Annotated in this window: 30 protein-coding genes; 15 read left to right on the top strand and 15 right to left on the bottom strand. The window is 59.5% G+C overall.

Going from position 1 to position 25,963, the window contains the following annotated elements; all coding sequences use genetic code 11:
* Nucleotides 1–1,032: a LacI family DNA-binding transcriptional regulator gene (locus tag LOY55_RS23540; RefSeq protein ID WP_046032004.1), complete on the bottom strand. Its 1,032-nt coding sequence runs from the start codon at nucleotides 1,030–1,032 to the stop codon at nucleotides 1–3.
* 214 nt (nucleotides 1,033–1,246) lie between these two features.
* Here LOY55_RS23540 and LOY55_RS23535 point away from each other — a divergent pair, with 214 nt between their 5' ends.
* Together LOY55_RS23535 and LOY55_RS23530 are read left to right on the top strand one after the other, a co-directional pair.
* The gene (locus LOY55_RS23535) at nucleotides 1,247–1,780 is read left to right on the top strand and encodes a gluconokinase (protein WP_046032003.1); all 534 of its coding nucleotides are present in this window, start codon (nucleotides 1,247–1,249) and stop codon (nucleotides 1,778–1,780) included.
* 82 nt (nucleotides 1,781–1,862) lie between these two features.
* Complete coding sequence (locus LOY55_RS23530) at nucleotides 1,863–3,215, top strand: GntP family permease (protein WP_046032002.1); 1,353 nt, start codon at nucleotides 1,863–1,865, stop codon at nucleotides 3,213–3,215.
* Nucleotides 3,216–3,403: 188 nt separating this feature from the next.
* Here LOY55_RS23530 and alaC read toward each other — a convergent pair whose 3' ends face one another.
* Nucleotides 3,404–4,621, bottom strand: a complete 1,218-nt coding sequence (gene alaC / locus LOY55_RS23525; protein ID WP_109785104.1) for an alanine transaminase — start codon at nucleotides 4,619–4,621, stop codon at nucleotides 3,404–3,406.
* Between the two features lie 139 nt (nucleotides 4,622–4,760).
* Between alaC and LOY55_RS23520 the strand changes: the two genes are divergently transcribed.
* From LOY55_RS23520 to LOY55_RS23500, 5 genes are all read left to right on the top strand, one after another.
* Complete coding sequence (locus tag LOY55_RS23520) at nucleotides 4,761–5,423, top strand: LysE family translocator (RefSeq protein WP_223525661.1); 663 nt, start codon at nucleotides 4,761–4,763, stop codon at nucleotides 5,421–5,423.
* Between the two features lie 66 nt (nucleotides 5,424–5,489).
* Complete coding sequence (locus LOY55_RS23515; RefSeq protein ID WP_046031999.1) at nucleotides 5,490–5,975, top strand: GyrI-like domain-containing protein; 486 nt, start codon at nucleotides 5,490–5,492, stop codon at nucleotides 5,973–5,975.
* Nucleotides 5,976–6,073: 98 nt separating this feature from the next.
* Nucleotides 6,074–6,562 carry a GNAT family N-acetyltransferase gene (locus LOY55_RS23510; protein WP_109785106.1) on the top strand — a complete coding sequence of 163 codons (489 nt, stop codon included), beginning with the start codon at nucleotides 6,074–6,076 and terminating at the stop codon, nucleotides 6,560–6,562.
* 97 nt (nucleotides 6,563–6,659) lie between these two features.
* A complete protein-coding gene (locus tag LOY55_RS23505; RefSeq protein WP_046031997.1) occupies nucleotides 6,660–6,926 on the top strand; it encodes a prevent-host-death protein in 267 nt (88 codons plus the stop codon).
* Entirely contained in the window at nucleotides 6,919–7,260 is a 342-nt protein-coding gene (locus LOY55_RS23500; RefSeq protein ID WP_046031996.1) for a hypothetical protein, read from the top strand. Before LOY55_RS23505 ends, LOY55_RS23500 begins: the two co-directional genes overlap by 8 nt.
* A 60-nt stretch (nucleotides 7,261–7,320) precedes the next feature.
* Here the strand turns inward: LOY55_RS23500 and LOY55_RS23495 are convergent, their stop codons facing one another.
* On the bottom strand, nucleotides 7,321–7,806 hold the full coding sequence (locus LOY55_RS23495) for a GNAT family N-acetyltransferase (protein WP_109785107.1): 486 nt from the start codon (nucleotides 7,804–7,806) through the stop codon (nucleotides 7,321–7,323).
* 139 nt (nucleotides 7,807–7,945) lie between these two features.
* Between LOY55_RS23495 and LOY55_RS23490 the strand changes: the two genes are divergently transcribed.
* From LOY55_RS23490 to LOY55_RS23480, 3 genes are all read left to right on the top strand, one after another.
* On the top strand, nucleotides 7,946–8,371 hold the full coding sequence (locus LOY55_RS23490) for a nuclear transport factor 2 family protein (protein ID WP_258666938.1): 426 nt from the start codon (nucleotides 7,946–7,948) through the stop codon (nucleotides 8,369–8,371).
* Nucleotides 8,372–8,438: 67 nt separating this feature from the next.
* Nucleotides 8,439–8,783, top strand: a complete 345-nt coding sequence (locus tag LOY55_RS23485) for a YciI family protein (RefSeq protein ID WP_046031993.1) — start codon at nucleotides 8,439–8,441, stop codon at nucleotides 8,781–8,783.
* Nucleotides 8,783–10,018, top strand: a complete 1,236-nt coding sequence (locus LOY55_RS23480) for an RNA polymerase sigma factor (protein WP_258666937.1) — start codon at nucleotides 8,783–8,785, stop codon at nucleotides 10,016–10,018. The genes LOY55_RS23485 and LOY55_RS23480 overlap by 1 nt, the downstream gene beginning before the upstream one ends.
* Nucleotides 10,019–10,117: 99 nt before the next feature.
* On the opposite strand, the gene LOY55_RS23475 is transcribed toward LOY55_RS23480, so the two are convergent.
* Nucleotides 10,118–10,972, bottom strand: a complete 855-nt coding sequence (locus LOY55_RS23475; protein WP_046031991.1) for a LysR family transcriptional regulator — start codon at nucleotides 10,970–10,972, stop codon at nucleotides 10,118–10,120.
* A 90-nt stretch (nucleotides 10,973–11,062) separates the two neighbouring features.
* Here LOY55_RS23475 and LOY55_RS23470 point away from each other — a divergent pair, with 90 nt between their 5' ends.
* Nucleotides 11,063–11,509, top strand: a complete 447-nt coding sequence (locus LOY55_RS23470) for a multidrug/biocide efflux PACE transporter (protein ID WP_223525658.1) — start codon at nucleotides 11,063–11,065, stop codon at nucleotides 11,507–11,509.
* A gap of 143 nt (nucleotides 11,510–11,652) precedes the next feature.
* Here the strand turns inward: LOY55_RS23470 and LOY55_RS23465 are convergent, their stop codons facing one another.
* From LOY55_RS23465 to LOY55_RS23450, 4 genes are all read right to left on the bottom strand, one after another.
* Entirely contained in the window at nucleotides 11,653–12,375 is a 723-nt protein-coding gene (locus LOY55_RS23465; protein ID WP_046031989.1) for a TylF/MycF/NovP-related O-methyltransferase, read from the bottom strand.
* Nucleotides 12,372–13,238 (bottom strand): hypothetical protein, encoded by an 867-nt coding sequence (locus LOY55_RS23460; RefSeq protein ID WP_258666935.1) that lies wholly within the window; start codon nucleotides 13,236–13,238, stop codon nucleotides 12,372–12,374. The genes LOY55_RS23465 and LOY55_RS23460 overlap by 4 nt, the downstream gene beginning before the upstream one ends.
* 289 nt (nucleotides 13,239–13,527) lie before the next feature.
* Entirely contained in the window at nucleotides 13,528–15,144 is a 1,617-nt protein-coding gene (locus LOY55_RS23455) for an inorganic phosphate transporter (protein WP_046031987.1), read from the bottom strand.
* 270 nt (nucleotides 15,145–15,414) lie between these two features.
* Nucleotides 15,415–16,437 (bottom strand): transporter, encoded by a 1,023-nt coding sequence (locus LOY55_RS23450; RefSeq protein WP_077431402.1) that lies wholly within the window; start codon nucleotides 16,435–16,437, stop codon nucleotides 15,415–15,417.
* 422 nt (nucleotides 16,438–16,859) lie between these two features.
* Between LOY55_RS23450 and LOY55_RS23445 the strand changes: the two genes are divergently transcribed.
* On the top strand, nucleotides 16,860–18,485 hold the full coding sequence (locus LOY55_RS23445; RefSeq protein ID WP_046031985.1) for a methyl-accepting chemotaxis protein: 1,626 nt from the start codon (nucleotides 16,860–16,862) through the stop codon (nucleotides 18,483–18,485).
* Between the two features lie 111 nt (nucleotides 18,486–18,596).
* Complete coding sequence (locus LOY55_RS23440; protein ID WP_258666933.1) at nucleotides 18,597–19,025, top strand: hypothetical protein; 429 nt, start codon at nucleotides 18,597–18,599, stop codon at nucleotides 19,023–19,025.
* Here LOY55_RS23440 and LOY55_RS23435 read toward each other — a convergent pair.
* From LOY55_RS23435 to LOY55_RS23425, 3 genes are all read right to left on the bottom strand, one after another.
* Complete coding sequence (locus LOY55_RS23435) at nucleotides 19,022–20,194, bottom strand: GAF domain-containing sensor histidine kinase (protein ID WP_223525656.1); 1,173 nt, start codon at nucleotides 20,192–20,194, stop codon at nucleotides 19,022–19,024. The two genes, LOY55_RS23440 and LOY55_RS23435, sit on opposite strands and share 4 nt — an antisense overlap.
* A gap of 126 nt (nucleotides 20,195–20,320) precedes the next feature.
* Nucleotides 20,321–20,626: a PepSY domain-containing protein gene (locus LOY55_RS23430; protein ID WP_258666931.1), complete on the bottom strand. Its 306-nt coding sequence runs from the start codon at nucleotides 20,624–20,626 to the stop codon at nucleotides 20,321–20,323.
* Between the two features lie 213 nt (nucleotides 20,627–20,839).
* Entirely contained in the window at nucleotides 20,840–21,967 is a 1,128-nt protein-coding gene (locus LOY55_RS23425; protein WP_223525655.1) for a glycerophosphodiester phosphodiesterase, read from the bottom strand.
* A 238-nt stretch (nucleotides 21,968–22,205) separates the two neighbouring features.
* Here LOY55_RS23425 and LOY55_RS23420 point away from each other — a divergent pair, with 238 nt between their 5' ends.
* A complete protein-coding gene (locus LOY55_RS23420) occupies nucleotides 22,206–22,532 on the top strand; it encodes a DUF2025 family protein (protein WP_258666928.1) in 327 nt (108 codons plus the stop codon).
* A gap of 59 nt (nucleotides 22,533–22,591) precedes the next feature.
* Here LOY55_RS23420 and LOY55_RS23415 read toward each other — a convergent pair whose 3' ends face one another.
* Together LOY55_RS23415 and LOY55_RS23410 are read right to left on the bottom strand one after the other, a co-directional pair.
* Complete coding sequence (locus LOY55_RS23415) at nucleotides 22,592–22,903, bottom strand: antibiotic biosynthesis monooxygenase (protein WP_223525654.1); 312 nt, start codon at nucleotides 22,901–22,903, stop codon at nucleotides 22,592–22,594.
* Between the two features lie 5 nt (nucleotides 22,904–22,908).
* Nucleotides 22,909–23,607: a CTP synthase gene (locus LOY55_RS23410; RefSeq protein WP_258666926.1), complete on the bottom strand. Its 699-nt coding sequence runs from the start codon at nucleotides 23,605–23,607 to the stop codon at nucleotides 22,909–22,911.
* Between the two features lie 15 nt (nucleotides 23,608–23,622).
* Here LOY55_RS23410 and LOY55_RS23405 point away from each other — a divergent pair, with 15 nt between their 5' ends.
* Nucleotides 23,623–24,564, top strand: coding sequence for a LysR family transcriptional regulator (locus LOY55_RS23405; protein WP_258666925.1), 942 nt, complete (start codon nucleotides 23,623–23,625; stop codon nucleotides 24,562–24,564).
* A 7-nt stretch (nucleotides 24,565–24,571) separates the two neighbouring features.
* Here the strand turns inward: LOY55_RS23405 and LOY55_RS23400 are convergent, their stop codons facing one another.
* Nucleotides 24,572–25,105: a DUF1003 domain-containing protein gene (locus LOY55_RS23400; protein WP_046031977.1), complete on the bottom strand. Its 534-nt coding sequence runs from the start codon at nucleotides 25,103–25,105 to the stop codon at nucleotides 24,572–24,574.
* A gap of 139 nt (nucleotides 25,106–25,244) precedes the next feature.
* A complete protein-coding gene (locus LOY55_RS23395) occupies nucleotides 25,245–25,853 on the bottom strand; it encodes a TetR/AcrR family transcriptional regulator (protein ID WP_109785117.1) in 609 nt (202 codons plus the stop codon).
* Nucleotides 25,854–25,963 lie beyond the last annotated feature (110 nt).

Below are 25,963 nucleotides of genomic sequence, written 5' to 3'. Positions count from 1 at the left end.
TCACGTGCTTTCGCGCACCTTCAACTCAAACCCCATGTCTTGCACCGGTTTGGCCACGCTATTCCCGGCCATCAGGGTCAGCATCAATTCCGCCGAGCGCCGGCCGATGGCCTCTCGCGGTGTGTTGATGCTGCTCAGGCGCGGGACCATGTGGGCGGAGGCGGGCAGGTCGTTGAAGCCGAGGATGGCTATTTGTTCCGGCACCTTGATGCCATGGCGCAGGGCTTCGAGCAGTGCGCCCTGGGCCAGGTCGTCGTTGCCGAAAAAGATCGCATCGACATCGGGGTGACTGGCCAGCAGTTGCAGGAACAGTTCGCCGCCTAATCCGACGGAGGAGGCGCGCGGGGTCAGCACTTCCAGATCAGGGTCGTACAAACCGGCCTTTTGCAGGGCTTTGCGAAAACCCTCGCCGCGCAACAAGGTGCGCTGGTCCAGTTGTGCGCCGATGTAGGCCAAGCGCTTGCGGCCACGGGACAGCAAGTGCCCGGCAGCGGTTTCGCCGGCCGCCAGTTGTGAGAAGCCGACGCAGTTCACGCCGGCCGCGCTGTCCAGTTCCATCATGTACACGCACGGGATGTTGCTCGCCTCGATCATCCGCCGCGAACTTTCGGTGCGGTCGAAACCGGTCAGCAACAGACCGCGAGGCTGATACGCCATGTAGTTGCGCAGCAGGTTTTCTTCTTCATCGCGCGAGTAATGGAAGTTGCCGATCAACACTTCGAAGCCTTTGGGGCGCAAAACCTGATGAATGGCTTCCAGGGTGTCGATGAACAGCAAGTTGGATAATGAAGGCACCAACACCACCACCGAATGGCTCTGGGCCGAGGCCAGGGCGCGGGCGGCGGGGTTGACCACGTAGTTGAGTTCCAGCGCGGCTTTCTGGACTTTTTCCACCAGTTCGGTGGCCACCGTGCTGACGCCACGCAGGGCGCGGGAGGCGGTGATCGGGCTGACGCCGGCCAGTCGGGCAACTTCATTGAGGGTAGGGCGGCCAGTGGTGCGCGTATTTTTATCGTTTTTAGTTGGGGTCATCGACGGCTTGCCAAACAAAATTCAAGGCACTAAGGTAGCGCTGTCCCGAAGCAGCTGCAAATGCGTAAGCGAGTTTTGCCTGAACCTCGCTTCTTGGCGTTGGGAACGAACATGCTGCAACCCACAAAAATGACAAGAAGGCGTCGGCAACTACTGCTTTTGGTCTAGTGTCATAACTGGCAAAGGTAGCGCTGTCTGCGCGCTGAGGTGTTACATGAATCATCCCATCACCGCCCTGGTCATCATGGGCGTTGCCGGTTGCGGCAAGACGTGCGTCAGCGAGGCCTTGTGCCAACTCAGCGGCGCCACTGCCATTGAAGGCGATACTTTCCACCCTGCCGCCAATATCGAAAAGATGAGCGCGGGTATCCCCCTGAACGACGAAGACCGTGCCGGCTGGCTCGACAGCCTGTGCGATGAACTGCGCCGCATCGATGCCAAGGGCGAACGCCCGGTGCTGACGTGCTCGGCCCTCAAGCACATTTATCGCGAGCGCTTGCGCAGTGCCTTGCCGGGCCTGGGTTTCGTGTTCCTTGAACTGACCCCTGAAGTCGCCGCTGACCGCGTGTCCCACCGCCCGGGCCACTTCATGCCGTCGACATTGATCGAAAGCCAGTTCGCCACCCTCGAATCGCCCGTGGGCGAGCCGTTGACCCTGGCGCTGGATGCATCGGTCTACAGCGTCGAGCAATTGGCCGCACAGGCGCATGTCTGGTGGCAGGCCCATGGCCTGAAACACGCTGTATGAGCGTTCCCGGAAAAGATAGCGCTGTCCTGATGGCGTGCGAATTACCCGCTTTAATAACAACAACAACCAGGAGACACCCCTAATGTTTGGCATGTCCCACGAGACGTTCCTGCTGCTCGATGCAGTGGTCACGGTGATCGGGCTTATCGTCTTGATCACCAAGTTCAAGTTGCACCCATTCCTCGCACTGATCATCGCCGCAGCCTTCCTCGGGCTGACCTCCGGCATGCCGATAGGCACCATCATCAAGGCGTTCCAGGACGGCTTCGGTGGCGTGCTGGGTTTCGTCGGCATCATCCTCGCGCTGGGCACCATGCTCGGCAAAATGATGGCCGAATCAGGCGGTGCGGATCAGATTGCGCAGACGTTGATCCGCGCCTTCGGCAAGGACAAGGTGCAGTGGGCGATGATGTTCGCCGCGTTCCTGGTCGGCATTCCGCTGTTCTTCGAAATCGGCTTTGTGCTGCTGATTCCGCTGGTGTTCATCGTGGCCCGCCGCACCGGCGTGTCGATCATCAAGATCGGTATCCCGTTGCTGGCCGGCCTGTCCGCCGTACACGGCCTGGTGCCGCCGCACCCGGGTCCGCTGCTGGCGATCGGTGTGTTCGGTGCCGACATTGGTAAAACCATTCTGTACGGCCTGATCGTTGCGTTGCCAACCGCCATCATCGCTGGCCCGATCTTCGGTACGTTCATTGCCAAGCACATTCCCGGTCATCCGAACCAGGAGCTGGTGGATCAACTGGCGCGCGAAACGGATTCGGCTGAACTGCCGAGCTTCGGCATCACGCTGGTGACCGTGCTGCTGCCGGTGTTCCTGATGCTGCTCAAGACGTTTGCCGACGTGGTGCTGCCCGATGGCAACATCTTCCGCGCTTTCATGGACCTGATCGGTCACCCGATTTCGGCATTGCTGCTGGCATTGCTGCTGTCGCTGTACACCTTCGGCTACAAGCAGGGCATCGGTTCCAGCCAAATGATGAAATGGCTGGACGCGAGCCTGGCGCCGACCGCCGCGATCATTCTGATCATCGGTGCCGGTGGTGGCTTCAAGCAGATGCTGGTGACCAGCGGTGTGGGTGACGTGATCGGCCACATGGCGGTGAATGCACAGATTTCGCCGATTCTGTTGGCGTGGCTGGTGGCGGCGGTGATTCGTATCGCGACCGGTTCGGCGACCGTGGCAACCATTACTGGCGCAGGCATTGTGGTGCCGGTGGTGGGGATGATTCCGGGTGTGAACCGTGAGCTGCTGGTATTGGCCACCGGTGCCGGTTCGTTGATCCTGTCTCACGTCAACGACGCGGGCTTCTGGCTGGTGAAGCAGTACTTCAACATGACCGTGGCGGAAACCTTCAAGACCTGGACCGCGATGGAAACCATCCTGTCCGTGGTTGCGCTGGGCTTTATCTTGTTGCTGTCGATGTTCGTGTAAGTCGATTAGCAGACACAAAAAAACCGCAGCGATGCGGTTTTTTTGTGGGTGATCGATTTCAAGGCTGAACACAATAATGATCGTTCCCACGCTCTGCGTGGGAATGCCACCATGGACGCTCCGCGTCCACTGTGACGCAGAGCGTCACCGGATTCATTCCCACGCTGGAGCGTGGGAACGATCATGGGTCAGGCGTTGGTTTTCGGTGCCAGCCCATCCGCCCTGAACATCCCGCGAATCCCGCGCACCGCCTGACGAATCCGGTCCTGGTTTTCGATCAGCGCGAAGCGCACATGGTCGTCCCCATACTCACCAAACCCCACGCCTGGCGAAACGCAGACCTTGGCCTCGGCCAGCAGTTTCTTGGCGAATTCCAGCGAGCCGAGGTGCGCATACGCCTCGGGAATCTTGGCCCAGACGTACATCGACGCCTTCGGGTTCTCGACCATCCAGCCCAGTTCATGCAGGCCTTTGACCAGCACGTTACGCCGCTGCCGATACTGCTCGGCGATGTCCTTGACGCATTGCTGGTCGCCTTCCAGCGCCGCAATGGCCGCGACTTGCAGCGGAGTGAACGTGCCGTAGTCGTGGTAACTCTTGATCCGCGCCAAGGCGTTGACCAGTTCCGGATTGCCGACCATGAAACCGATCCGCCAACCCGCCATGTTGTAGCTCTTGGACAGGGTGAAAAACTCCACCGCAATGTCCTTGGCGCCCGGCACTTGCATGATCGAGGGGGCTTTCCAGCCGTCGTAGACGATGTCGGCGTAAGCCAGGTCGTGCACCACCAAAACGTCGTACTGCTTGGCGAGGGCGATTACGCGCTCAAAGAAATCCAGCTCCACACATTGAGCAGTAGGGTTGGACGGGAAGCCGAGGATCATCATTTTCGGTTTCGGGATCGAGCCGCGAATCGCCCGTTCCAGTTCGGCGAAGAAGTCCACGCCCGGAATCAATGGCACCGAACGCACCTGGGCGCCGGCAATCACGGCACCGTAGATGTGGATCGGGTAGCTGGGGTTGGGCACCAGCACGGTGTCGCCCTGATCGAGGGTGGCCAGCATCAAGTGCGCCAGGCCTTCCTTGGAACCGATGGTGACGATGGCTTCGCTTTCCGGGTCGATGTCGACCTCGTAGCGATCCTTGTACCAGTTGGAAATCGCCCGGCGCAGACGCGGAATGCCCTTGGACGTCGAGTAGCCGTGGGTGTCTTCGCGCTGGGCGACCTGCACGAGTTTTTCGACAATGTGCGGCGGAGTCGGGCCGTCAGGGTTGCCCATGCTCAAGTCAATGATGTCTTCGCCACGACGACGGGCGGCCATCTTCAGCTCGGCAGTGATGTTGAACACGTAAGGGGGGAGTCGATCGATGCGCGCAAAGCGGCGCGGCGAACCTTGTTCGGCCATTGTTGCCTCGAATAACGTAAGCGCCCGGAACCGTCCGAGCGACGCTGGCCACTGCGGTGGCCTGTTGCGGAAGATAAGGGCTGATGTGGCACACTGTCCAGCCACTGTGTAAACAAATTTGTCCGAAGGAAATCGGTTGATGGAATTCACCAGCGGCTTCTTGCTGAGCCTTTCGCTGTGCCTGGATATCGGCGTGGCCAATATCGCGATGATCACATTGGCCATGCAGCGCGGCTATTTCCAGGGCTTTGCGCTGGGGTTGGGGACCTGTGTCGGCGACCTGATCTACGCGGTGCTGGCGTTGGCGGGCATGACCGTTTTGCTGCAATACGAAACCGTGCGTTGGGTATTGTGGATCGGCGGTTCGGCGTTGCTGATCTATTTCGCGGCGAAGATGATCTATTCGGCGATACACCACGAAGCGGCCTTGACCCAGGCCGAAGAGGTGGGGCAGAACTCCCATCGCAAAGAGTTTTTCCGTGGGATCTTCCTCGCCATGTCCTCGCCCAGCGCCATTCTGTGGTTCGCGGCAGTCGGCGGCACGCTGATTGCCCGTTCCGGCGGCGGTGGCGCCCTCAGTTCGGCGCTGTTTCTCGGCGGTTTTCTTTGCGCCGGACTGCTCTGGAGCGCCGGCCTGTGCTTCGCTGCCAGCCACGGCGGCAAGTTGCTGGGCGACAAATTGCTGCGCTACTCGTACATGGCATCGGCGGCGATCTTCTGCTATTTCGCGGTCTACGTGATTCTATCGGGCTACAACGAGTTTGTGGGGGCGGGCGCCGTCGAACAGTTGCACGCCCTGTAACTGGGCGAATCGGGTTTGGCTTCTATACTCCCAGCCGAACCCTTTTTTAAGCTCAGGAGATGAATCATGGATGAGCAAACAAGCGCCGAAGTAACGGAACCACGCTTCGAACACGGACACTTCCTGCTGATCGCAGGGCTTGGCGGAAAATTTACTCAACAGACTACTGCTGACATTCCCGCGCTCTGGGACAAATTCATTCCGCACATCGGCAATGTTCCCGGGCAAAAAGGCGAAGTGACTTACGGCGTCTGCTGCAATTTCGACGGTCAGGGCGGTTTCGATTACATCGCCGGGGTCGAGATCAGCAAGCTCGATGACTTACCGGACACATACCGCTGGGTAGAGGTGCAGCCCCAGCAATATGTCGTGTTCGAACACAAGGGGCCGCTCACCGCCTTGCCGCAAACCTTCCAGTACATCCATGGCACGTGGCTGCCTAAGTCTGGACGCGAGCTGTTGGCTGCCCCGGAGTTCGAGCGCTACAGCGAAGACTTCAACCCCAAGCTCAACACCGGCAAGCTGGAAATCTGGTTGCCGATCAAAGCGTAAACAAGACGGCGAGAGACTGATTAGTAGAATCGTCTCTCGCTGTCGCGCGGGTGCTGATTTATGATCCCCAGCCTTTCCCACGCTGATTCCGAGCTGCCATGAACACCGTCATCCGCAACGTCACCGCCACTGATCTGGACCGCTGCTACGCCATTGAAACCGTTGCCTACGAAGGCGATGAAGCCGCCACCCGGGAAAAAATCGCCACCCGCATCGCCACCTGGCCCGAAGGTTTCATCGTGGCCGAAGTCGACGGCGTTGTAGCCGGTTTCATCAACTCCGGTGCGGCGTTTCAGGTGGAAATGTCGGACGAAGCGTTCAAGGAACTGATCGGCCACGACCCGGCCGGTCCGCAAGTCGTGATCATGTCGGTGGTGGTACACCCGGATTATCAGGGGCTGGGGTTGGCGAAGCGGTTGATGGGCGAGTTCATCGAGCGGATGCGTGCGTTGGGCAAGACCCACATCCACCTGATGTGCAAGGAGCGGCATATCCCGCTGTACGCCGGGTTTGGCTTTGCCTACATCAAGCCGTCGGCCTCTGACCATGGCGGGATGGCGTGGCATGAGATGGTGTTGGAGCTTTGAGGTCGCAAATGATTGCTTGAGATAAGTTTTTTTATAGCCTAAATTCAGACCGTGTTGCATTGGCCAGCCTGATTGGATGGCGGTAGAGGAATGAGTAATGCGAGTTGAAACCATCAGTTTTGTAAAAAAGAACGCCGCGGCACTGGATCTCTCTGAGCCTATGCTCGTCACGCAAAATGGTGTGCCGGCTTATGTGATTGAGTCGTATGAGGAGCGTAAGCGTCGTGACGAAGCCATTGCGCTGATCAAGCTTCTCTCGTTTGCCTCCCGCGACAAGGAGCAGGGCAAGTTGATTTCTGGTGACACACTTTTGGCCAGACTGGCTCAGCGACGTCAATCAGAGCAAGGCGATACCGATGCCTGAAACCTACAGGGTAGAGTTCGCGACTGCTGCGGAGCACGGAGTCGTTTCACTTGAGCACTACCTGACACAACAATGCGGTCGCAAAAAAGCGGCAGAGCTGGTTGATCAATTGGTCATGCAGATCGTTACGGCACTGGCTAGCCAGGCTCATGTCTATGGTGTTTGTCAGGAAGCGGCGTCTCTGGGTGTAACTCTATTTCGAGAGTATCTGCCTTTGGGGCAGCGGGTTCTGTATGAGGTATATCCGAGCGAAAAACTTGTGGTGGTCGCTCTGGTGATCGGCCAACGCCAAAGTGTCGAAAAACAACTGCTCGACTACTGTTTACTGCTCTGACAGAAGACTTCATCCAAAGGGTTGCCACGAGGCAACCCTTTTGAATCGCCCCCCCGTCGGTTAAAAAACCAACCCCATCCGCCGTTCATACCCGATCCGGCCCTTGTACGCTTCACCACTGTCGACCCAGCCGAATTTTGCGTAGAGCGCGATGGCCGCCTGGTTGTCCGCATCCACCGACAACTCCAGCCCCTTTATTTCCGGAAACGCCTGGCGCGCCACGTCCGGCAGCGCTTGCAGGCAGGCCTTGCCGTAGCCTTTGCCTTGAGCGTGTTGATCCACTTGCAGCGCATGCAAGGTGGCGCTGTGTTCATCGGCCCAGGCCGGCAGTACGGGCGGGCGCTTGAGCAGCAGGAAGGCGACCGGAACGTCTTCGACCAGTAGCGCAAACCCTTTGACGCCCGGGCCCGGTCTGGACAGCAAGGTGTGCAATGCACCGTGAATGTCGCCGGAAAATTTGATTTGTTCCTGAAGAACTTCGATGGCCTCGACCTGCTGGCGCTGGAGTGCGTTCAGGCTGTCGTAAGGCACGAGTCGGGCTGTCACTGGAGTGTCCTTTTTCCAACACGAATGGGTCTTGGATTTTAGCGAGTTTGCGCAGATGGATTATTTTTATTTGGTTGTCGATTTGCCGTTTGGCCGAACGACTAAGGGTGTCTTCACAACAAAAACACGGAGAACCACCATGAGCGCTACCAATGAAATCCAGACCCTGATCGACACCTATCGTCAGGCAGTCATTTCTAAAAACGTCGATAAAATCATGGCCCTGTATGCCGACGACATCGTCTCCTACGACGCAGTCAAGGCCTTGCAGTTCCGGGGCAAGGCCGCGTACCGCGCGCATTGGCTGGAGTGCATGGAAATGTGCCAGGGCCAGCACACGTTTGACTTCGACCAGATGAACATTGTGGCGGACGAGCATGTGGCCTTCGCCCATTGGCTGGCCCATTGCGGTGGCACCAACGACAAGGGCGAGACCCAGGCCTGCTGGATGCGCGTGACCGCCTGCTATCGCCGCGACGGCGGGCAATGGCGGATTGTCCACGAACATTGGTCGGCCCCGTTCGACATGGTCAGCGGCACCACGCTCTTCAATCTGGAGCCCTGATCGTCGGGAATTTCGCCAAGGCGTCAATCTGCAGCCATAGTTGATCCGTTCGATTCAGGAGAGTCACATGAAGTACCTATGCTTGGTGTACAGCAACGAACAGGCGTTGCACTCATTGCCTGACAGTCCCAAGGACGCCGAGTGCATGGCCTACGCCGAGTCGATTCAGGGTAGTGGCCGCATGGTGGCGGCCGAAGCGCTGGAGTCGGTGCAGACCGCGACCACTGTGCGCATGCGTAACGGCAAGATGTCGATCACCGACGGTCCGTTCGCCGAAACCAAGGAGCAGTTGGCCGGCTTCTACCTGATCGATGCCAAGGACCTCAATGAAGCGATCCAGGTCGCCGGGGACATCCCGGCGGCCCGTGTCGGTTGTGTTGAGGTGCGCCCCGTTCGCCAGTTGAATCCTTGATGCCGGGCGAGTCGGTGCCGGCTCGGGTCGAGCTGGTTTACCGCGAAGAGTCGCGGCGGATCCTGGCGACGCTGATCCGATTGCTCGGCGATTTCGATCTCGCTGAAGAGGCCCTGCACGAGGCCTTTTTCGTGGCGGTGGAGCGCTGGCAGCGTGATGGCGTGCCGGACAATCCGCGCGCTTGGCTGGTGTCCACCGGGCGCTTCAAGGCCATCGATGCGTTACGTCGGCGTGCGCGGTTTGTCGCGGCGCAACCGCTGCTGATCGCTCAACTGGAGGCGCTGGAACAGGCCGACTGGAGTGCCGAAGACGTGGAAGATGATCGCCTGCGGCTGATCTTCACCTGTTGTCACCCGGCACTGGCCGCAGATGCTCAAGTGCCGTTGACCTTGCGCGAAGTCTGCGACCTGTCCACAGAGGAAATCGCCCGGGCGTTTCTCTCGGCGCCCGCCACCATCGCTCAGCGCATCGTGCGGGCGAAAGCGAAAATCCGCGATGCGAAAATCCCTTATCAAGTGCCGACGCTGAAGGAATTGCCCGAGCGCCTCGACAGCGTGTTGCGGGTGATTTACCTGGTGTTCAACGAAGGTTACTCGGCCTCCATCGGTGCTGAAGTGACGCGCGAAGACCTGACGCGCGAGGCCATTCGGCTGGGGCGTTTGCTGCTGGAGTTGCTGCCCGAGCCGGAGGTCATGGGGTTGCTGGCGCTGATGTTGCTGCATGAGTCACGGCGCCTGGCCAGGACTTCGGCAAGCGGCGAGTTGATCGTGCTGGATGAGCAGGACCGTTCATTGTGGGATGCGGGGATGATCGCCGAGGGTTGCGCCCTGGTGGAACGGGCGCTGACCCTGCAGCGCTTTGGGCCGTATTGCCTGCAAGCGGCCATTGCGGCGGTGCATGCCGAGGCGTCAGCGCCGCAAGCCACGGACTGGCCGCAGATTGTCGGTCTGTATGACTTGCTGTTGCGGATGGTGCCATCGCCGGTGATCGAGTTGAACCGGGCAGCGGCGATCTCCCAGCGCGATGGACCGTTGGCGGGGCTGACGTTGGTGGAGGCGATTCTGGATCGCGGCGAATTGCTGGATTACCACCTGGCGCATTCGGCGCGGGCGCAGTTTTATCGGCAGTTGGGACGGGTGGAGGAGGCGCGGGCCGCGTATGGGCGGGCGCTGGAACTGACGCAGCAGGTGCCGGAGCGGCGGTTTCTGGAAGCGCGCATAAAGGCGTTGGGGTGATGTGATGTGTCGGGCCTCATCGCGGGCAGCCATGCTCCTACGGGGTTTGCGTTTAACCTGTAGGAGCATGGCTTGCCCGCGATAAGGGCCAAAGGACCTTCACTCCAGCATCTTGCTCAACAACCAACTCCCCGCTGGCCCCGGCGGATATTGGCGTGACCACAACGCATCGACAAACACCGGTTTCGGCCAGCCGCGCACCTGAAGTTCCTGCAACGAACCCTGGCCATAACGCTCCACCAGCCACCGCGGCAACGACGCCCAGCCAAATCCTCCCTGGGCCATTTCCAACAGCATCAAGTAACTCGGCGCCGACCAGACGCGACCTTTCGCCCGGCTTTCATACGGATTGACGATGGTGGCCAGGCGCAGCTCCCGGTGCTGTTGCAATACATGCTGGTCGATATGATCGAGCGCCGCCAAGGGATGCGCAGGGGAGACGAACAGTGCGATTTCCGTGCGCTCTTCGACGGTAGAGCTGACCAGGCTCGGAGGGTAGCTGTCCTTCATTTCCGCGAACGCCACGTGCGCCCGTCCCCGTTGCACCAGCGCTATCAGGTCATCGCATTCGGCAATCAGGCATTCGAGCTCCAGGTCCGGATAGCGTTGCTCGAACGCACTGAGCACCGCTTCGAACCGGTCGGATTGATAAGTGTCGGAAATCGCCACGGTCAGTTTTGCCTCAATGCCTTCAGACAATTGGCTGGCCGTCATTTCCAGCCGGCTGGTAGCAGCCAGGATCTCCTCGGCGCGTTGCAGCATCACGTGCCCGGCCGGGGTCAGGCTGGGTTTGCGGCTGCTGCGGTCGAAGAGAACCAGGTTCAAATCGATTTCCAGGCTGGCCACTGCTGCGCTGATGGTCGACTGGCTGCGCCCCAGTTTGCGCGCCGCTGCGGAAAACGAGCCTTGGGTCGCCGCCTGGACAAAGGCGAGCAACACTTCATGAGAGGCCATGAACTATCGCCTTGATCGATGGTTATTGGTTATGAAGTATCGGCTTGATGCCGGATCATGGCAACCACAGTCACTCAGAGGAGTCAGGCCATGAGCCCCAACAAATCCATCACAGAGCGTGTTTTCCAGGCCATTGGTTTCGAACTGCTGGCCATCCTGATCTGTACCCCGTTGCTGGCCTGGATCATGAACAAACCGTTGCTCGACATGGGCATGGTCACCATGCTCATCGCGGCGCTGGCCCTGGCCTGGAACGTGGTGTTCAACGGGATGTTTGACCGTGTTCTCAACCACTACAACGTGGTACGCACGACATGGGTCCGGGTGGTCCATGCGCTGCTGTTTGAAGGCGGACTGGTCGCCTTCGGTGTGCCGCTGATTGCCTGGTGGCTGAAGACCAGCCTGTGGGAGGCGTTCTTGCTCGATATCGGCGTGCTGCTGTTTTTCCTGCCGTACACCTACATTTACCACTGGGTGTATGACGTGGTGCGGGAGCGGGTGATGGTGGGTCGGGCGACGTTGCAAAAAGCCAGCTGAGACAGGGGCTGCAACACATAACAAATGTGGGAGCGGGCTTGCCCGCGATGGCGACCTGACAGTCAACGATGATGTTGAATGTGCCGGCCTCATCGCGAGCAAGCTCGCTCCCACAGGTTTTGTATCAGCTGTACGGTTATGCGTTAGACGTGGAAGTAACCCACGCACGAATCAAACGGCAGACGCTTGAGTTCGATTTTGTTCAGGTCCAGCACTTCGCGCAGGGCCTTGGTTTCGCCCGGGAAGTTGCGGTAAGCGACTTCGTCCAGAACCACGATGGCGCCTTTAGGCATGTACGGCAGGAAGGTTTCCAGCGCGACTTTGGTCGATTCGTACAGGTCGGTGTCGAGGATCAGCATGGCCACGACCAGGTCCGGACGGGTCTTGACCCACTCAGGCACGGTCTTGACGATGTCGCCCTTGACCAGCTCGCAACGCGGGATGCGGTTGACCGGGCGCAGCAGGTCGTTGGCGTCGATCATGTCCTGGATCAGCGACTGGTCGGTGTCGGAGAACATGGTCTCGTTGACGTCGGCCGGGTCTTCTTTCTTGTCGATGCTCTGGAAGCCTTCGAAGGTGTCGAAGCCTACGATCGAACGGTTGATCGCGTACGGTTCCAGAATCATCGACAAGTGCATGTACAGCATCAGCGAGTTGCCCTTGTACACGCCGCACTCGATGATCGCGCCCGGTACTTCAGCCACTTTCTTGAACAGTTCCATGCGCGACAGTGCAGCGGTTACGCCGATGCGGTTGGCGAACACGAACGGCGCGTCGGCCACGTACTCGGCATCAACGCGCTTCAGAACGTTGGCACGGGTTTCGTTGTACTGGGCCTCTGCAGGCGTGATGCGACGCTTGGTCATTGCTGGATTCCTTGGAAATTCGAGAAGTCGTGGGCGTGGAAATAGTCTTTGAAACCGGCGCCGACGTCAGGGCAGGCGCTGTCGACGTTGATCGCGCCGCGCTTGTGCTTGAGGTCATCGAGGTGCATCAGGCGGAAATCCACGCTGAAGCGGGTTTGTTCGGTGTGGTTGGCGACTGTGCCGTGCAGGTGCGAGCCGGAGAAAATCAGCATCTCACCGGTGTTGCCGGCAATGCGCACTTCAGAGGACGTGTTGATTGCCTCCAGTGGTACCGGGTGCACGCGGACTTCCTCCTTGAGGTTGTCCTTGGCCTTGTGCCGCTGGTTGTTGATCCAGTCGTTGAGGCTCCATTCGCTGGAGGTGTTCTTCACCGGCACATCGAAGTAACCGGCGTTGATCATCATGGTCTGGTCGGGGCGAATGGTGTGCACCGGCATCCAGGTGTTGATCTGGCAATCGACGCTGCCGTACCACGTGTCGCGATGCGGCTTGTAGGCGTAGCTGACACCGGCGTGCAGGTAGTCATAGTTCGGGACCACGCGAATGCGCGGCACGTCGAAAATGTACTCGCGCGGGTAGACGCCGATCTCGTCGATGAACGACAGGATCAAATCCTTGGCGCGCTGGCTGTTGGTGAACTGGCCCTTGAGGCGAGTCACCAGCACTACGAATTCTTCCACCGGCATCAGCGTGTGCAGGGCCTGGTGGTTGGTCTCGCCGTCGAACGCGGCGGTGATGCTTTCCTGAGCAAACGCACACAGCTCTTTGGCAGCGCGCAGCTGAGTGTTCAGGAAGATGTCGCCAGCGTAGATGGCTTCTTTGAAGTCAGCTTTTTGCTGAAGCTGATTGATATACAGATTCACGATTCCACTCCTGAATACATCGAGTCTCTTATGAGTCGGCCACACGTTAGCAAACTGAAGTGCAAACCGGCGGGTGGTGGATCAATAAAAGCGTAATCGCCTGAATTTGCGACGAAATGCTTTCGCCCAGACAAAAAAATCCCCTGTAGCAGCTGGCGCAGCCTGCGTCCGATTGCGCAGCAGTCGTAAAACCATAACGCGCGGTCCATCAGACATACCGCATGCACAGGACTTACGACTGCTGCGCAGCCGGACGCAGGCTGCGCCAGCTGCTACAGGGGTTTGTCGATCAGAACAGTTGGGTGAACAACCAGTACAGGCTGCCCGACAACAGGATCGCTGCCGGCAAGGTCAGTACCCAGGCCATCAGCAGGTTGCGGATGGTCTTCATCTGCAAGCCTCCGCCGTTGGCGACCATGGTCCCGGCGACGCCAGAAGACAACACATGGGTGGTCGACACCGGCAGACCGAACATATCCGCCGCGCCAATCGTCAACATAGCCACGGTTTCCGCCGAGGCGCCCTGGGCGTAAGTCAGGTGGGTTTTGCCGATCTTCTCGCCGACCGTCACCACAATGCGTTTCCAGCCGACCATGGTGCCCAGCCCGAGTGCAATCGCCACGGCGATCTTGACCCATAGCGGAATAAACCGCGTGGAGTTGTCGATCTGCTGCTTGAACAGCTGCAGCTTGCTGCTGGTGTCGGCGTCGAAGTTGCCGACCTTGTTCTTGTCCATCAGGCGAATGGTTTCGCTGGTCAGGTACATGTCGTTCCGCACGTTGCCCACAGCCTCGGCCGGCACTTTGGACAGCGCGCCATACCCCTTGACCTCGGCGCCGATGCGGCCGGTGAGGGCGGCGAGCGCCGGCACCAGTTGCGGCGTGGCTTCCTTGCTGCGCACGTAGTCGGACAGCACCAGGCGCGGATCGGCCGGGGCCGGTTGCGGCGCGGCCTTGGCCAGCGCTTGCTGCGTCACCTCGGCCACTGCCGCGAACTGCAACGCCTGGTCGGCCGGCATGGCGCGGTTCAGCGCGTAGGCCATTGGCAAGGTGCCGACCAGAATCAACATGATCAGGCCCATGCCTTTCTGGCCATCGTTGGAGCCGTGGGCAAACGAGACGCCGGTGCAGGTCACGATCAACATGCCGCGAATCCACCACGGTGGCGGGGTGTTGCCTTTGGGGGCCTTGTACAGCGAGCGATTCTTGACGAACGCGCGCAGGGCCAGCAACAGCAACGCGGCGAAACCAAAACCGACCAGTGGTGAAAGCAGCAACGCGTAACCGATCTTGGTCGCCTGGGCCCAGTCCACGCCGCTGGTGCCGTCACGGCCGTGCATCAGGGCATTGGCCACGCCCACGCCGATGATCGAACCGATCAGCGTGTGCGAGGACGAAGCCGGTAAACCCAGCCACCACGTGCCGAGGTTCCACAGGATGGCGGCGATCAACAGGGCGAAGATCATGGCGAAACCGGCGGAAGAGCCGACTTGCAGAATCAACTCCACCGGCAGCAAGGCAATGATGCCGAACGCCACCGCGCCGCTGGACAGCAGCACACCGAGGAAGTTGAAGAACCCGGACCACGCCACTGCGAAGTTGGGCGGCATCGAGTTGGTGTAAATCACCGTCGCCACCGCGTTGGCGGTGTCGTGGAAACCGTTGACGAATTCAAAGCCGAGGGCAATCAGTAGCGCCACACCCAACAGCAGAAACGGGGTCCAGGTGGTCACCACGGTGCCGAGTTCGTTCATGTCGCGCATCAGGCTGTAGGCAGTAAACAGCAGCCCGATGGCCAACACGCCGAAAAAAATCACCAGCGTGAACGCACTGGGCTTTTTGTCGAGTTGGGGTTTACCGCTGCTGGCGGAAGCCTGGGCATCGGTGGGGTAGGAAGGAGTAGCCATGACTGACAATCCTGAGGAGGGAGGTGTGTCAGTGATAGTCGTTGCTAATTGTTACAGGGAGACTGCTTCAGGTCAGGGTTTGGGGTTTTTGCGTATCCGTTAATCAGAATTCACCGCGCTACCCTGTAGCAGCTGGCGAAGCCTGCGTCCGGCTGCGCAGCAGTCGTAAATCCTGAGCACACGTTTTACCTGAAAGACCGCAGTGACTGATTTTACGACTGCTGCGCAGCCGGACGCCGGCTTCGCCAGCTGCTACAGGGTAGCGGGGGCTCAGTAATCCTGGCGCTTGCGAAAGGCCCAACGCCCGGCGATCACGGTAAATGTCGCCACCAGCGCCACCAGAATCCAGAACCCTTCGGGGTCACCCGACAGCGGCACTCCGCCGACGTTCATGCCAAAGAAACCGGCAATGATGTTGATCGGCAACGCGAGCACCGTGACCACGGTCAGGGTAAACAGGGTGCGGTTGCTCTGTTCGTTGAGGTTGGCGGCGATTTCTTCCTGCAACAGCTTGATCCGCTCACCCAGCGCCGTGAGGTCGTTGATGATCAGGGCGAACTCTTCGGTGGACTTGCGCAGCTCCTTGACGTCCTCCTTCTGCAACCATTGCGGCGGCCGATTGAGCAGGCGCAACAGCGAACCCGGTTCCAGCGCCAGCAGACGTTGCAAACGCACCAGCACCCGGCGGTTGGCACCCAGTTCAGCGCGGTTGGTCGACAGGCGTGAAGAGAGCAACTCATCTTCGATCTGATCGACACTCTGGCTGGTCTTGCGCACGATTTGCGTCAGCACTTCGCCTTGATCGCGCAGCAAATGCACGAGCAGTTCCAGCGGCGAGCGAAAACATTCACCGGCCTTCACCGAGGACCGCAACTTATCCACCGAGTGCAGCGGTTGCAGGCGCGCGCTGATGATCAGCCGGCTGCGGGCACACACCCACAGCGTCGAGACATCCGAGGAAACCATGCTGCTGAGGTTGAACACCACATCGTTGACCACCGCCAGCAAGGCCGAGTCCACATGCTCGATGCGGGTCGACCGGGAGCCTTCATGCAAGGCTTCGAAAAACTCCTCCGGCAGCTCCAGATGGCTTTTCATCCAGCGCTCGCACGCGGCGTGGGCCAGGTTCAAGTGCAACCAGAGAAACTGCTCGTCGTCTTCGGGGTGTTGCAGGTAGTGCAGCGCCTTGGCCGAATCAATCTCCCGACCTCGTTCACCGGGACGAAAGCTGAAACCGTAGAGCAGGCCGAACAGATCGGTGTCGCGATGGCTGTGGTCGATGCTGTGGTTCATGAGTGCTCGCAAGGGGTATGCCGCTCCATGTAGCAGCTGGCGAAGCCTGCGTTCGGCTGCGAAGCAGTCGTCAAACCTGAGCACTCGGGCTTGCTGACACAACGCATTGCCTGATTACACGACTGCTTCGCAGCCGAACGCAGGCTTCGCCAGCGGCTACAGGATCGCGTTACGGCTGGTTTTACAGGTTCACTTGAGCCGCATCATCGCAAGGATTTTTGACGGTTTTGTGACAGGGCGGTGAAGGCGAAATAGTGGCTCTGCCAACGGTCGGATTTGATTAAAGAACCGCTCTGGCACGCCGATTACGCTTGGGTTAAGTTGCGCGCCTTCGGCCGTCAGCCGACGTCGCAGACAAGGAAGTCCGGACGCCTTTCACGCCTTACCGGGGCGTGCCTAATTCCTGTCATGAGTACCCTTCGATGCTTTTGCAAAAGTCCTTGAGAGCGCAAATTCTCGCCCTGTTGAGCGGCAGCCTCTTTGCGATGCTGTTGATCGCCCTGGCGTGCTTTCATTTCCTTTCCAGCGGCGTTCAGCGCTACGCGAACCTGATCGACGGCCCGTTGCACACTTCCCAGTTGATCGATGAAGCCAACCTGCAATTCAAGGTGCAGGTCCAGGAATGGAAAAACGTCTTGCTGCGTGGCAAGCAACCGGCGGACCTGGACAAATACTGGAAGCAATTCGAAGACCGTCAGCGCGATGTGCAAAGCATCCTCGGCGAACTGGCCGGGCAGAAGGGCATCGAACCGCAGCTCAAGACTCGCATCGAACGCCTGCGTGACGAACACCGCCTGCTCGGGGCCGCCTATCAAAAGGGTCGTGATGCCTATGTGGCCGCCGGTGCCGACCCCACCGCTGGCGACACCGCGGTGAAAGGTGTGGACCGCGCGGCCAGTGACCAGATGAGCGAACTGGTCGCCGAGTTGCGCAAGCAGGGCAGCGAACAGTCGAAGCAGATCAGTGCCGAGGCTGAGCGCACCGTGTTGCTGGGGATCATCGTGATGCTCGTCTCGGGCCTGTTGATCGGTCTGTTGAGCCTGTGGCTGGTCAACCGCAACCTGGTCGAACCGATTCGCAAACTGATCGAATACGTGGCGCAACTCAGCCGGGGAAAAATTGCCGAGCGTGTGGCCAGCACCCGCCAGGACGAGTTGGGCAAACTGGCGGTCGCGGCCAACACCCTGCGCGATTTCCTCGCCGAAACCTTCAGCCATTTGCAGCGCAGCGCCAAGGATCTGGACAGTGCCAGCGGTGAACTGAATTCGATTGCCGGCCTCATGGCGGGCGGCACCAACGAGCAGTTCAACCGCACCGATCAGGTGGCCACGGCAATGAACGAAATGTCCGCCACCGCGCAAGAAGTCGCCCGTCACGCCGCCGATGCCGCACGGGCTGCCGACGACGCTGACCAGTCCGCGCAGCAGGGCGAAAAAGTCATGCAGGGCACCATCCGCACCATCACTCAAATGCGTGGCGAAATCGCCAATACCGCTACGGTCATTCGTCAGCTGGAAACCGACAGCGGCCGCATCGGCAAGGTGCTGGAAGTGATTCGCGGCATCGCCGAACAGACCAACCTGCTGGCGCTCAACGCCGCCATTGAAGCGGCCCGTGCCGGTGAAGCCGGGCGTGGTTTTGCGGTGGTCGCCGATGAGGTGCGCAGCCTGGCCCAGCGCACGGCAGCGTCGATCATCGAGATCAACCAAATCATTCAGACCGTGCAAACCGGCGCGGTGGACGCGGCGCAGGCGATTGAAAGCGGCCAGTCACGCAGTGAGGAAAGCGTGCAGCAAGTGACCGAAGCCGGCGCGATGCTGGAGCGGATCACCCAAGCCGTCGAAGCGATTCGCGACATGAACCGCCAGATCGCCACCGCCGCCGAAGAACAGACGTCGGTTGCCGAGGACATCTCGCGCAACCTCACGGAAATCACCAGCATCGCCAGTACCAATCTGGACAACGTGCAACGCACCGAGGCGGCCAGCCACAACCTGAACAGCGTGTCGTCGCAGTTGAATGAAGTGACGGCGCGGTTGAGCGCGTAGCGGCACTGACGGTGTACCGGCTCGCTTACCGAGTCGGTACACAGTCGATCTCAAATCCGGCCTGAACTTGTCGATGAGGGAGATACCCAGCACCCACATTGGATAATTCCCATGGTCAGCATCACCTCTGTATCCATCAACCCGACCCTCTCCACCTCCACCAGCAAAACCTCGATCAGCGCTCCCGCCGCAGACACCTCCGTCACCGCCACGCCTTCCGACGACACTAAACTGGCCGCCGGCGGCGCTCCCGCGTCGAGCGACAGCAGTTCCAGCAGCAGCGAAGAATCCGATGCGGTGAAAACCTTGCGCAAGCAAATCGCCGAGCTGCAAAAGCAGATGCAGGAACAACAGCAACAGCTGCAAGCGGCCCAGGCGAAACAGGAGGATGCAGACGCCAAAGCCGCTGATGTCGCGGCGGCTCAGTCGCAGGTGGCGACCACGGCGGGTTCATTGCAGGCGGCGACGGCGGCGTTATTGCAGGCGTTACAGGATGCCGATTCCAGCACGTCGGGTTCGCTGGTCAGTACCAGCGCCTAAACAGGCAGGCTGAAGGTAAACGTCGTGCCCTGTATCGCGGTCGAGACCACGTCCAGTTTTCCACCGTGGGACTGCGCAATCTGACTGGCAATGTATAAGCCCAACCCGAGGCCGGTCTGCGGAGTATCGCTGGCCGGTCGCGAGTAGGGGCGGAACAGATACGCCAATGCGTCCTCGGCAATCAGTCCCTGATTTTTTACGCTCAGTACGAAGTGTCCATCGTTGGTCTGCGCATTGACCTCGACCGGACCTTGGGGATCGCCGTGGACTACTGCGTTCGCCACCAGATTGGACAGCAACTGGGCGACCCGCTCGCGATCGCACGGGACGTTGTGTAAATCGCCGATGGAAGAATTTATGACGCGGTTCGGGTGAACACTCTGAACCTCGGAAATCACATGCCGTAAAGCCGCATCCAGATCCGCGCACGGTGCGATGTTCACCGGAATGCCCAGGCCAAAGGAACCGCGAGCGAAATCCAGCACGTCATCGACCAGTCGGGTTGCGCGTTGGGCACTGGTCAGGATGTGCTGGACCCGTTGCTGGTTCGCCGGGTCAGGCAGTTTGCGCAGGAGCATTTCGGCACCGACACTGATGGCGAACAGCGGGTTGCGCAAGTCATGGCCGAGCACGGCGATAAACCGATCGCGCTGTTGCGAGTTTTCACGCTCCTGCTTCAGCGCCAACTCGGTGTGTTGCTGGTTTTCTTCGACCTCGATTTGCAGTGCCAGCATGCGCGCGAAGGATTCCATGGTGCTTTGGCTCGTGCTGGATTTGAGCTGGGCGGGCAGAGGATCAAGTGCGCAGAGGGTGCCGAAAAAGCGTCCGTCGGTACGGAAGATCGGCACGGAGATGTAGCTTTCGAACTGATAAATACGCGGCGTGTGGTGATCGCGGTAGCGCGGGTCTTCGCTGGCCTTGTCGATCACCACCGACTGGCGGGCCTGACGAATTTCGTGGCACAGGGTCGTGGTGACCTCCAGTTCACCGCCGACCTGCAAACCGAAGTTCAGTTGGTCGAGCACGGCGCACGCCGTCCAGGAGTCCTCCGTCACGCGCGCCACCGCGGCGAAGCGCAGGCCGGTCAACTCGCGGACCACTTGAAGGATGGCCGGTACGGCGCTGATCCTGCCGATCAAGGCGATGTCTGCTGCCGCTGTTTGACCCATTTCAGTCAATCTCTGTTTGAACACCGTGGACAGATTCTAGCGGGCCGACGATGTGTTGGCGTAGTCTGAATTGCAGACGCAAAAAAGCCGCACGATTGGTAAATCGTGCGGCTTTTCATGTGCGCATCAGGTGTCTTGTTTGTTGCTCAGAACTTTGCCTGTGGTGGCATCGAAATCTACGTCAAATTCTTTGCCGTCAGCGGTTTTCAGTTCAACTTCGTATTCGTAGCCGTTGAAGTGGTTGTCCAGATCCGTGTCGGTGATGGTCGCGCCCGGGTGCAGTTTCAGCGCTGCCTGGTTCATTTCTTCCAGTGGCTTGATCTTGCCGCTCTTGACCAGTTCAGGGATCTGGTCGACGCGGACATCGGCCTGGGCCAGGCCAGCGTTGAGGGTCAGGGCAGCGGCGGTGAACAGGGCAGTCAGGGTTTTCATGAAGTTCTTTCCTTGGGTTGAGCTGTTTAAGTGGCGCCAGATTAACGGTGGCAACTTAACTCATCCTTAATTCCCGAGACGTTGAGGGATCGTTGAGGGATCGTTCCCACGCTCTGCGTGGGAACGCCTCAGGGGACGCTCCGCGTTCCAAGTGGGACGCAGAGCGTCCAGGGCTGCATTCCCACGCGGAGCGTGGGAACGATCTTTTTGGGTTTAATAGCCGTTGTTCTGCAGCAACTGCGCAACAGTCCCCGCAGCCGGCCGTTTGTAGAAGTTCAGCAACTCGCTGGCGCGGTTGGTGAAAATCCCGTCAACCCCGGCATCCATCACCTTCTGGTAATCCAGCGCATCATCAATGGTGTACACGTGCACCAGCATGCCCTGATCGTGGGTGTATTGGTTCATCCACGGTTTCACCAGGTCCGAGTAGCTCTGGTCGCCCCCTTGGGTCAGCGCGGCGGAAGGGCCGGTGCCGATAGCGCCCTGAGCCTTGGCGTACTCGACCCATTGCTGGAATTCGGCTTTATCCTTCGGCTCTTGTCTGGCGTAGTAAGTGGCTTTGTCCTTGTCGCCGGATTCGGCGAACGTCACCTTGGATTTGGGCTCGATACTGCCTTCGCCGACCCACAACAGCAGAATTTTCGGCACCTTCGGCATTTCCTTTTGCAGCAGTTCGAGGCTGCTCTTCTCGAAGGTCTGCAGCACGACTTTGCCTTTGCCCTGGCCGACGGCCAGATCACTTTTCGCCAGTTTCGAACCGGCCGGGCTCAGCCAGCCACGGTCCTGCAATTTGTCCTTGAGGTCGCGCTCAATACCGGGGAATTGCTTTGGCTCTTTGGTCTCGATATACAGGCCGGGTTTGTGCAGCGGGTTGCCCTGGGCAATATCGATGATTTCGTCCAGCGTCAGAATTTTCAGACCCGCGTAGGAAGGACGCGCGCGATCCGGGTAAGCGCTGTTGAACCAGCTGCCGGCGTCGAGGGTTTTCAACTCGGCCATGGTGAACGCGTTGGCGGGGCTGTCCTTGCGATCCGGGAACTTGCTGGCAACGTCGGTGGTGCGTTGCAGATTGTTGTCGTGCAGCACAAACAGCACGCCGTCCTTGCTGCGTTGCAGGTCCATCTCCAGATAATCGGCCCCCAGGTCGCGCGCCAGTTTGTAGGCGGCGGCGGTGGATTCCGGCGCATCGAAAGACGCGCCGCGGTGGGCGATCACCGCCGGGTGCGGAATGCCCAAACGGCTTGCCAGCGCTGTCGGGGTTGGCTCGCTGGCGGCTTGTGCCTGGCCGAGACCGAGCATCAGGCTCAGCAGCAGGGCGCTTTTGGTGAAGGTAACCGGCATGGTCGAGATCCTTTCGCAATGAGTATTCAAAGACGTCCCTTTTAACAACTGAGCGTTGCCGGCGCTATCGCCAGACCGACATAAACGTGTTCAAAGCAGAATTTTTCAGCGCAACTGTGCACTTCTTTGCAGTACTCTTGGCCGCGGCAATTTCCCCGGCAGAGGGAAAACCGTGTCGTTTCCCTTGCGTGTAAACCATTGATCACCGGTCGTTGAAACGACTTTTTGTGAGGTTTATATGCGCATCACTTCCGAGCTTATCTGCCAGGCCGCCGACCAACTCAAAGGCTTTGTCGGCCTCAACCGCAAGACCGGCCACTACATTGTGCGATTCAGCGAAGACTCGTTCGGCATGGACGTGGCCGATGACGGCATTATTCCCACCAGTGAGTTTGTCTGGGCACCGGGCCCGGAGCAGGCCATGACGCTCAAGCGTGAGTTGATTCAGTTGCTGCTGGATCAGAACATTGATGACCGGATCAACATCACCGAGCCGTTGCGGGTGTACATGAATCGGCAGGAAGTGCCGGAGATAGCGGCGGTCAGGAGTCTTGTACAGGGCTGATGTTTTGCGGTGTCTTGGCTGGCCCCTTCGCGAGCAGGCTTGATGGGCACCGCAAATCATTACGGCTGAAACTGATAATCGCGCTCAATCCGGCACACCCGCGTATGACACGACGAGTACCAGGTCGAGCGCCCACGTTCACGAATCGCGCTGTGCTCGGGATGATGTTTCCACGCCAGGATCGCCGCTTCACTGGCCCAATACGAAACCGTAATCCCGAGCCCATCTTCGCCCCGGGCCGATTCCACGCCCAGAAAACCGGGCTGCTCACGGGCCAGCTCCACCATGCGTTCGGCAGCCTCGGCGTAGCCGTGATCACCTTCAGTGCGCCGGGATGTGAAAATCACCGCGTAGTAAGGCGTCGTCGTCATGATTTCTACCTCACACAAGCCTTGATGAAAGCGCGGACCAGCGGCGGCAGAATGCCCTTGAGCGCTGCACGTTCCGGCTGGAACAGCGTGGCGACAAAGAACGGATGCCCGGTGAGCTCAACGGCCCGCAAATCCCCCTGCGAATCATGGCCAACGGCGTGTAGCTGCTGGATCATTAGTTCACGTTCGAACTCAGGATTCACACCGAAGCGGCAGTGATATCCCTCGCGTATTTCAGTCGTTTCGTACGCGTTGGCGATCAACGAACCTTCAACCAGATGAATGCTGTCCACCGCTTCCACCAGCGAACAGGTCAGCGGCGTCAGAAGCGCCCGCGCGGCGTCAGGATGCGTCTCGCCGTGTTCGGCATCTTCCCAACCCAACACATCGCGGGCGTACTCCAACACCGCATGTTGAAACCCGCCACAGGTGCCGAGGAACGGTCGCTGCTGCTCCCGGGCAAACCGGATCGCCCGCAACGCCCCGTCCATGTTTCGATAAGGACTTCCGGGCACGCACCAGAAACCATCGAAATCTTGCAGCGGTGTGTTGGTGCGGATCTGGTCGGTGGCCAACCACCGGAATTGCACGTCCAGCTGCAACGCTTCGGCGGCCATGCCAAGGGCAATGGGAATGGCTTGGTGGGCAGTGACTTGAGGGGCGTAGTCACCGATCAGGGCGATGCGGATTGCAGTGGTTTCCATGAGTGCTCTCTCGGCTTGTTGATTCCTGGTACCCACTATAGATTGGCGTTCACGCATTCAATATTGGCGTTATCCCAAGTGATCAATGCAGCGACGCACTATCGACTGGACTATCCCGACCTGGCCCTGATCCTCGCTCTGGTGCGCGGCGGTTCTCTGGCCCGGGCTTCGGGCCTGCTGAAAGTCGACGTTTCAACGGTGTTTCGCGCCGTCCGCCGACTGGAAACGGCATTGGGTCAGCAACTGTTCGAAAAGAGCCGCGCCGGGTATTTGCCAACCACGCTCGCGCAAACTCTGGCCGAGCAGGCCGAGCGCGCAGAACAAGCGCTGGAGGCGGCGCGAATCGGGGTGGAGCAGGGCGGCGAAGTCATCAGCGGCACGGTGCGGCTGACGTGTACGGACTCGGTCCTGCAAGGCTTGCTGCTACCCGCACTGGCGCAGTTCATGCCGTCCTACCCGGCACTGACCATCGAGTTGAGCACCTCCAACGACTTCGCTAACCTCAGCCGCCGCGATGCCGACATCGCCTTGCGCCTGACGCGTACACCACCCGAGCATTTGGTTGGTCGACGTCTGGCGGATATTTCCTACCGGGTCTGCGCCAGTGCGCAGTATCTGAAGTCCGTCGATCCTGAAGACCTGGCTTCGCTGACCTGGATCGCGCCCGACGATTTTCTACCCGACCATCCCACTGTTGCCTGGCGGTGCCAGCATTTGCCGGGTGTCACCCCGAGCTATCGCTGCAACAGCATGCTGTCGGTGACCGAACTGGTGCGGGCCGGGTTGGGCGTTGCGGCATTGCCGGATTTTTTGATCGGCGACACGCTGCAGCCGTTGACCGGCCCATTGCACGGCTACGACACCGCACTCTGGCTGCTGACCCGTCCGGATTGCCGTGCATTGCGTTCGGTGGTGACACTGTTTGATGAATTGGGGCGGGCACTGCGATTGCCTTGAGCGAGCGCTAAACCGTTGGCGGCACCTTGCGCACGAAGTGCTGATGCATTTCCGAGGTCAGGTTTTCGATGCGTTCGGTCAGGGTCTTGGTCATCTCTGTGAGCCGGGTGTTTTGCTCGAGCAATGCCAGCAGTTGCGCGGTGTTGTGCGCGGCCTGGGCCTGACGTTCGCTGTTGGCCACGGCGAGGGCTTCACGGTGCTGTGCATCAGCGTCGGACTGCGCTTTATCACGCGCCGCCTGACGGGTCTGGGCCAGCAGAATCAGTGGGGCGGCGTACGCCGATTGCAGGCTGAAGGCCAGGTTGAGCAGGATGAACGGGTACAGGTCGAAGTGGGCCACGCCGAACAAGTTGAGGCACACCCACAGCACGACGATCAGCGTCTGCGCCCCGAGAAAGGTCGGCGTGCCAAAGAACCGCGCAAAGGCTTCGGCACGCAGGGCAAACTTGTCGTTGCCGAAAGTTGGCGCCAGATGGGCGTGAGGGCGGTGAAAGCGTAAATGATCAACGACAGGTTTTGTGTCAGTGGTCGGGGTGGTCATGATGCTCTCCGCCTGGGGCTGGGACTGAGGGTCACTATAGCCCCAGCTTCATTTTCATTCTGAAACACATTGCGCTGTTTGGTTTTGCGCAGCTCCATCAGCAACATCGTGCCGAACATGTCATTTTTCGCAGCTCGTTTCAGACCTGATAGCAGGCCAGGAACATATCCAGCGCTGACTCCACCACGGTGGTCTGCATTTCGGCTGACAGGCCCGGCAGCCCCATGGAAATCTGCGGCCAGAACGCAAAGGATTTGAGCATTCCCTGGATCTGTTGCGCCGCAAACGCGGGGTCGACGGGTTTCAACCGACCATCCGCCTGCGCAGAGCGAATCCAGATAGTCAGGTCTTCTTCGCGCTCACCCATTCTGGCGACCATGTTCTGCGCACGTTCAGGGGAGTGGATGGTGGCGGCGATGGCTACCCGCGCCAGATCAAGAAAATTGTCATCGCCCAGCATCTGCAATTTTTCCTGCAACAGCAGGCGCATCTGGTCGCGCAAAGGCAGGTCAGGGCGGTAGGGCGTTTCTTGTTCTGCGGTCAGCCGCGCCCATAATTGATTGAGGATTTCGGCAAACAACTCCTCCTTGCTTGGGAAGTGGTTGTACACCGTGCGCTTCGACACGCCGGCCGTGGCGGCAATCTTGTCCATGCTGGTGATATCGAAACCATTGGCGCGGAATTCGGCAATCGCCGCCTGAATAATAGCTTCGCGTTTTCGGTCGGTGAGGCGCTGTGGAGCTGTCATAAGTACGCTTCGGCAAGAGACAGAGAAAAATTACACTCGGTAGTTTACTTGTGATCGGCTTTGATGCAATCTTGAAACTACACTGTGCAGTGTAATGTTTTGTTAATGCT

The sequence above is a fragment of the Pseudomonas sp. B21-040 genome (assembly GCF_024748695.1).
Taxonomy (GTDB): Bacteria; Pseudomonadota; Gammaproteobacteria; order Pseudomonadales; family Pseudomonadaceae; genus Aquipseudomonas.
Note: the sequence above shows the minus strand (reverse complement) of the source record. Positions and strands in the feature narration are given on the sequence as shown.

Coding starts and splice junctions, on each gene's coding strand:
- LOY55_RS23540 (WP_046032004.1), bottom strand. CDS start 1,032: ATGACCCCAACTAAAAACGATAAAAATACGCGCACCACTGGCCGCCCT.
- LOY55_RS23535 (WP_046032003.1), top strand. CDS start 1,247: ATGAATCATCCCATCACCGCCCTGGTCATCATGGGCGTTGCCGGTTGC.
- LOY55_RS23530 (WP_046032002.1), top strand. CDS start 1,863: ATGTTTGGCATGTCCCACGAGACGTTCCTGCTGCTCGATGCAGTGGTC.
- alaC (WP_109785104.1), bottom strand. CDS start 4,621: ATGGCCGAACAAGGTTCGCCGCGCCGCTTTGCGCGCATCGATCGACTC.
- LOY55_RS23520 (WP_223525661.1), top strand. CDS start 4,761: ATGGAATTCACCAGCGGCTTCTTGCTGAGCCTTTCGCTGTGCCTGGAT.
- LOY55_RS23515 (WP_046031999.1), top strand. CDS start 5,490: ATGGATGAGCAAACAAGCGCCGAAGTAACGGAACCACGCTTCGAACAC.
- LOY55_RS23510 (WP_109785106.1), top strand. CDS start 6,074: ATGAACACCGTCATCCGCAACGTCACCGCCACTGATCTGGACCGCTGC.
- LOY55_RS23505 (WP_046031997.1), top strand. CDS start 6,660: ATGCGAGTTGAAACCATCAGTTTTGTAAAAAAGAACGCCGCGGCACTG.
- LOY55_RS23500 (WP_046031996.1), top strand. CDS start 6,919: ATGCCTGAAACCTACAGGGTAGAGTTCGCGACTGCTGCGGAGCACGGA.
- LOY55_RS23490 (WP_258666938.1), top strand. CDS start 7,946: ATGAGCGCTACCAATGAAATCCAGACCCTGATCGACACCTATCGTCAG.
- LOY55_RS23485 (WP_046031993.1), top strand. CDS start 8,439: ATGAAGTACCTATGCTTGGTGTACAGCAACGAACAGGCGTTGCACTCA.
- LOY55_RS23480 (WP_258666937.1), top strand. CDS start 8,783: ATGCCGGGCGAGTCGGTGCCGGCTCGGGTCGAGCTGGTTTACCGCGAA.
- LOY55_RS23475 (WP_046031991.1), bottom strand. CDS start 10,972: ATGGCCTCTCATGAAGTGTTGCTCGCCTTTGTCCAGGCGGCGACCCAA.
- LOY55_RS23470 (WP_223525658.1), top strand. CDS start 11,063: ATGAGCCCCAACAAATCCATCACAGAGCGTGTTTTCCAGGCCATTGGT.
- LOY55_RS23465 (WP_046031989.1), bottom strand. CDS start 12,375: ATGACCAAGCGTCGCATCACGCCTGCAGAGGCCCAGTACAACGAAACC.
- LOY55_RS23455 (WP_046031987.1), bottom strand. CDS start 15,144: ATGGCTACTCCTTCCTACCCCACCGATGCCCAGGCTTCCGCCAGCAGC.
- LOY55_RS23450 (WP_077431402.1), bottom strand. CDS start 16,437: ATGAACCACAGCATCGACCACAGCCATCGCGACACCGATCTGTTCGGC.
- LOY55_RS23445 (WP_046031985.1), top strand. CDS start 16,860: ATGCTTTTGCAAAAGTCCTTGAGAGCGCAAATTCTCGCCCTGTTGAGC.
- LOY55_RS23440 (WP_258666933.1), top strand. CDS start 18,597: ATGGTCAGCATCACCTCTGTATCCATCAACCCGACCCTCTCCACCTCC.
- LOY55_RS23435 (WP_223525656.1), bottom strand. CDS start 20,194: ATGGGTCAAACAGCGGCAGCAGACATCGCCTTGATCGGCAGGATCAGC.
- LOY55_RS23430 (WP_258666931.1), bottom strand. CDS start 20,626: ATGAAAACCCTGACTGCCCTGTTCACCGCCGCTGCCCTGACCCTCAAC.
- LOY55_RS23425 (WP_223525655.1), bottom strand. CDS start 21,967: ATGCCGGTTACCTTCACCAAAAGCGCCCTGCTGCTGAGCCTGATGCTC.
- LOY55_RS23420 (WP_258666928.1), top strand. CDS start 22,206: ATGCGCATCACTTCCGAGCTTATCTGCCAGGCCGCCGACCAACTCAAA.
- LOY55_RS23415 (WP_223525654.1), bottom strand. CDS start 22,903: ATGACGACGACGCCTTACTACGCGGTGATTTTCACATCCCGGCGCACT.
- LOY55_RS23410 (WP_258666926.1), bottom strand. CDS start 23,607: ATGGAAACCACTGCAATCCGCATCGCCCTGATCGGTGACTACGCCCCT.
- LOY55_RS23400 (WP_046031977.1), bottom strand. CDS start 25,105: ATGACCACCCCGACCACTGACACAAAACCTGTCGTTGATCATTTACGC.
- LOY55_RS23395 (WP_109785117.1), bottom strand. CDS start 25,853: ATGACAGCTCCACAGCGCCTCACCGACCGAAAACGCGAAGCTATTATT.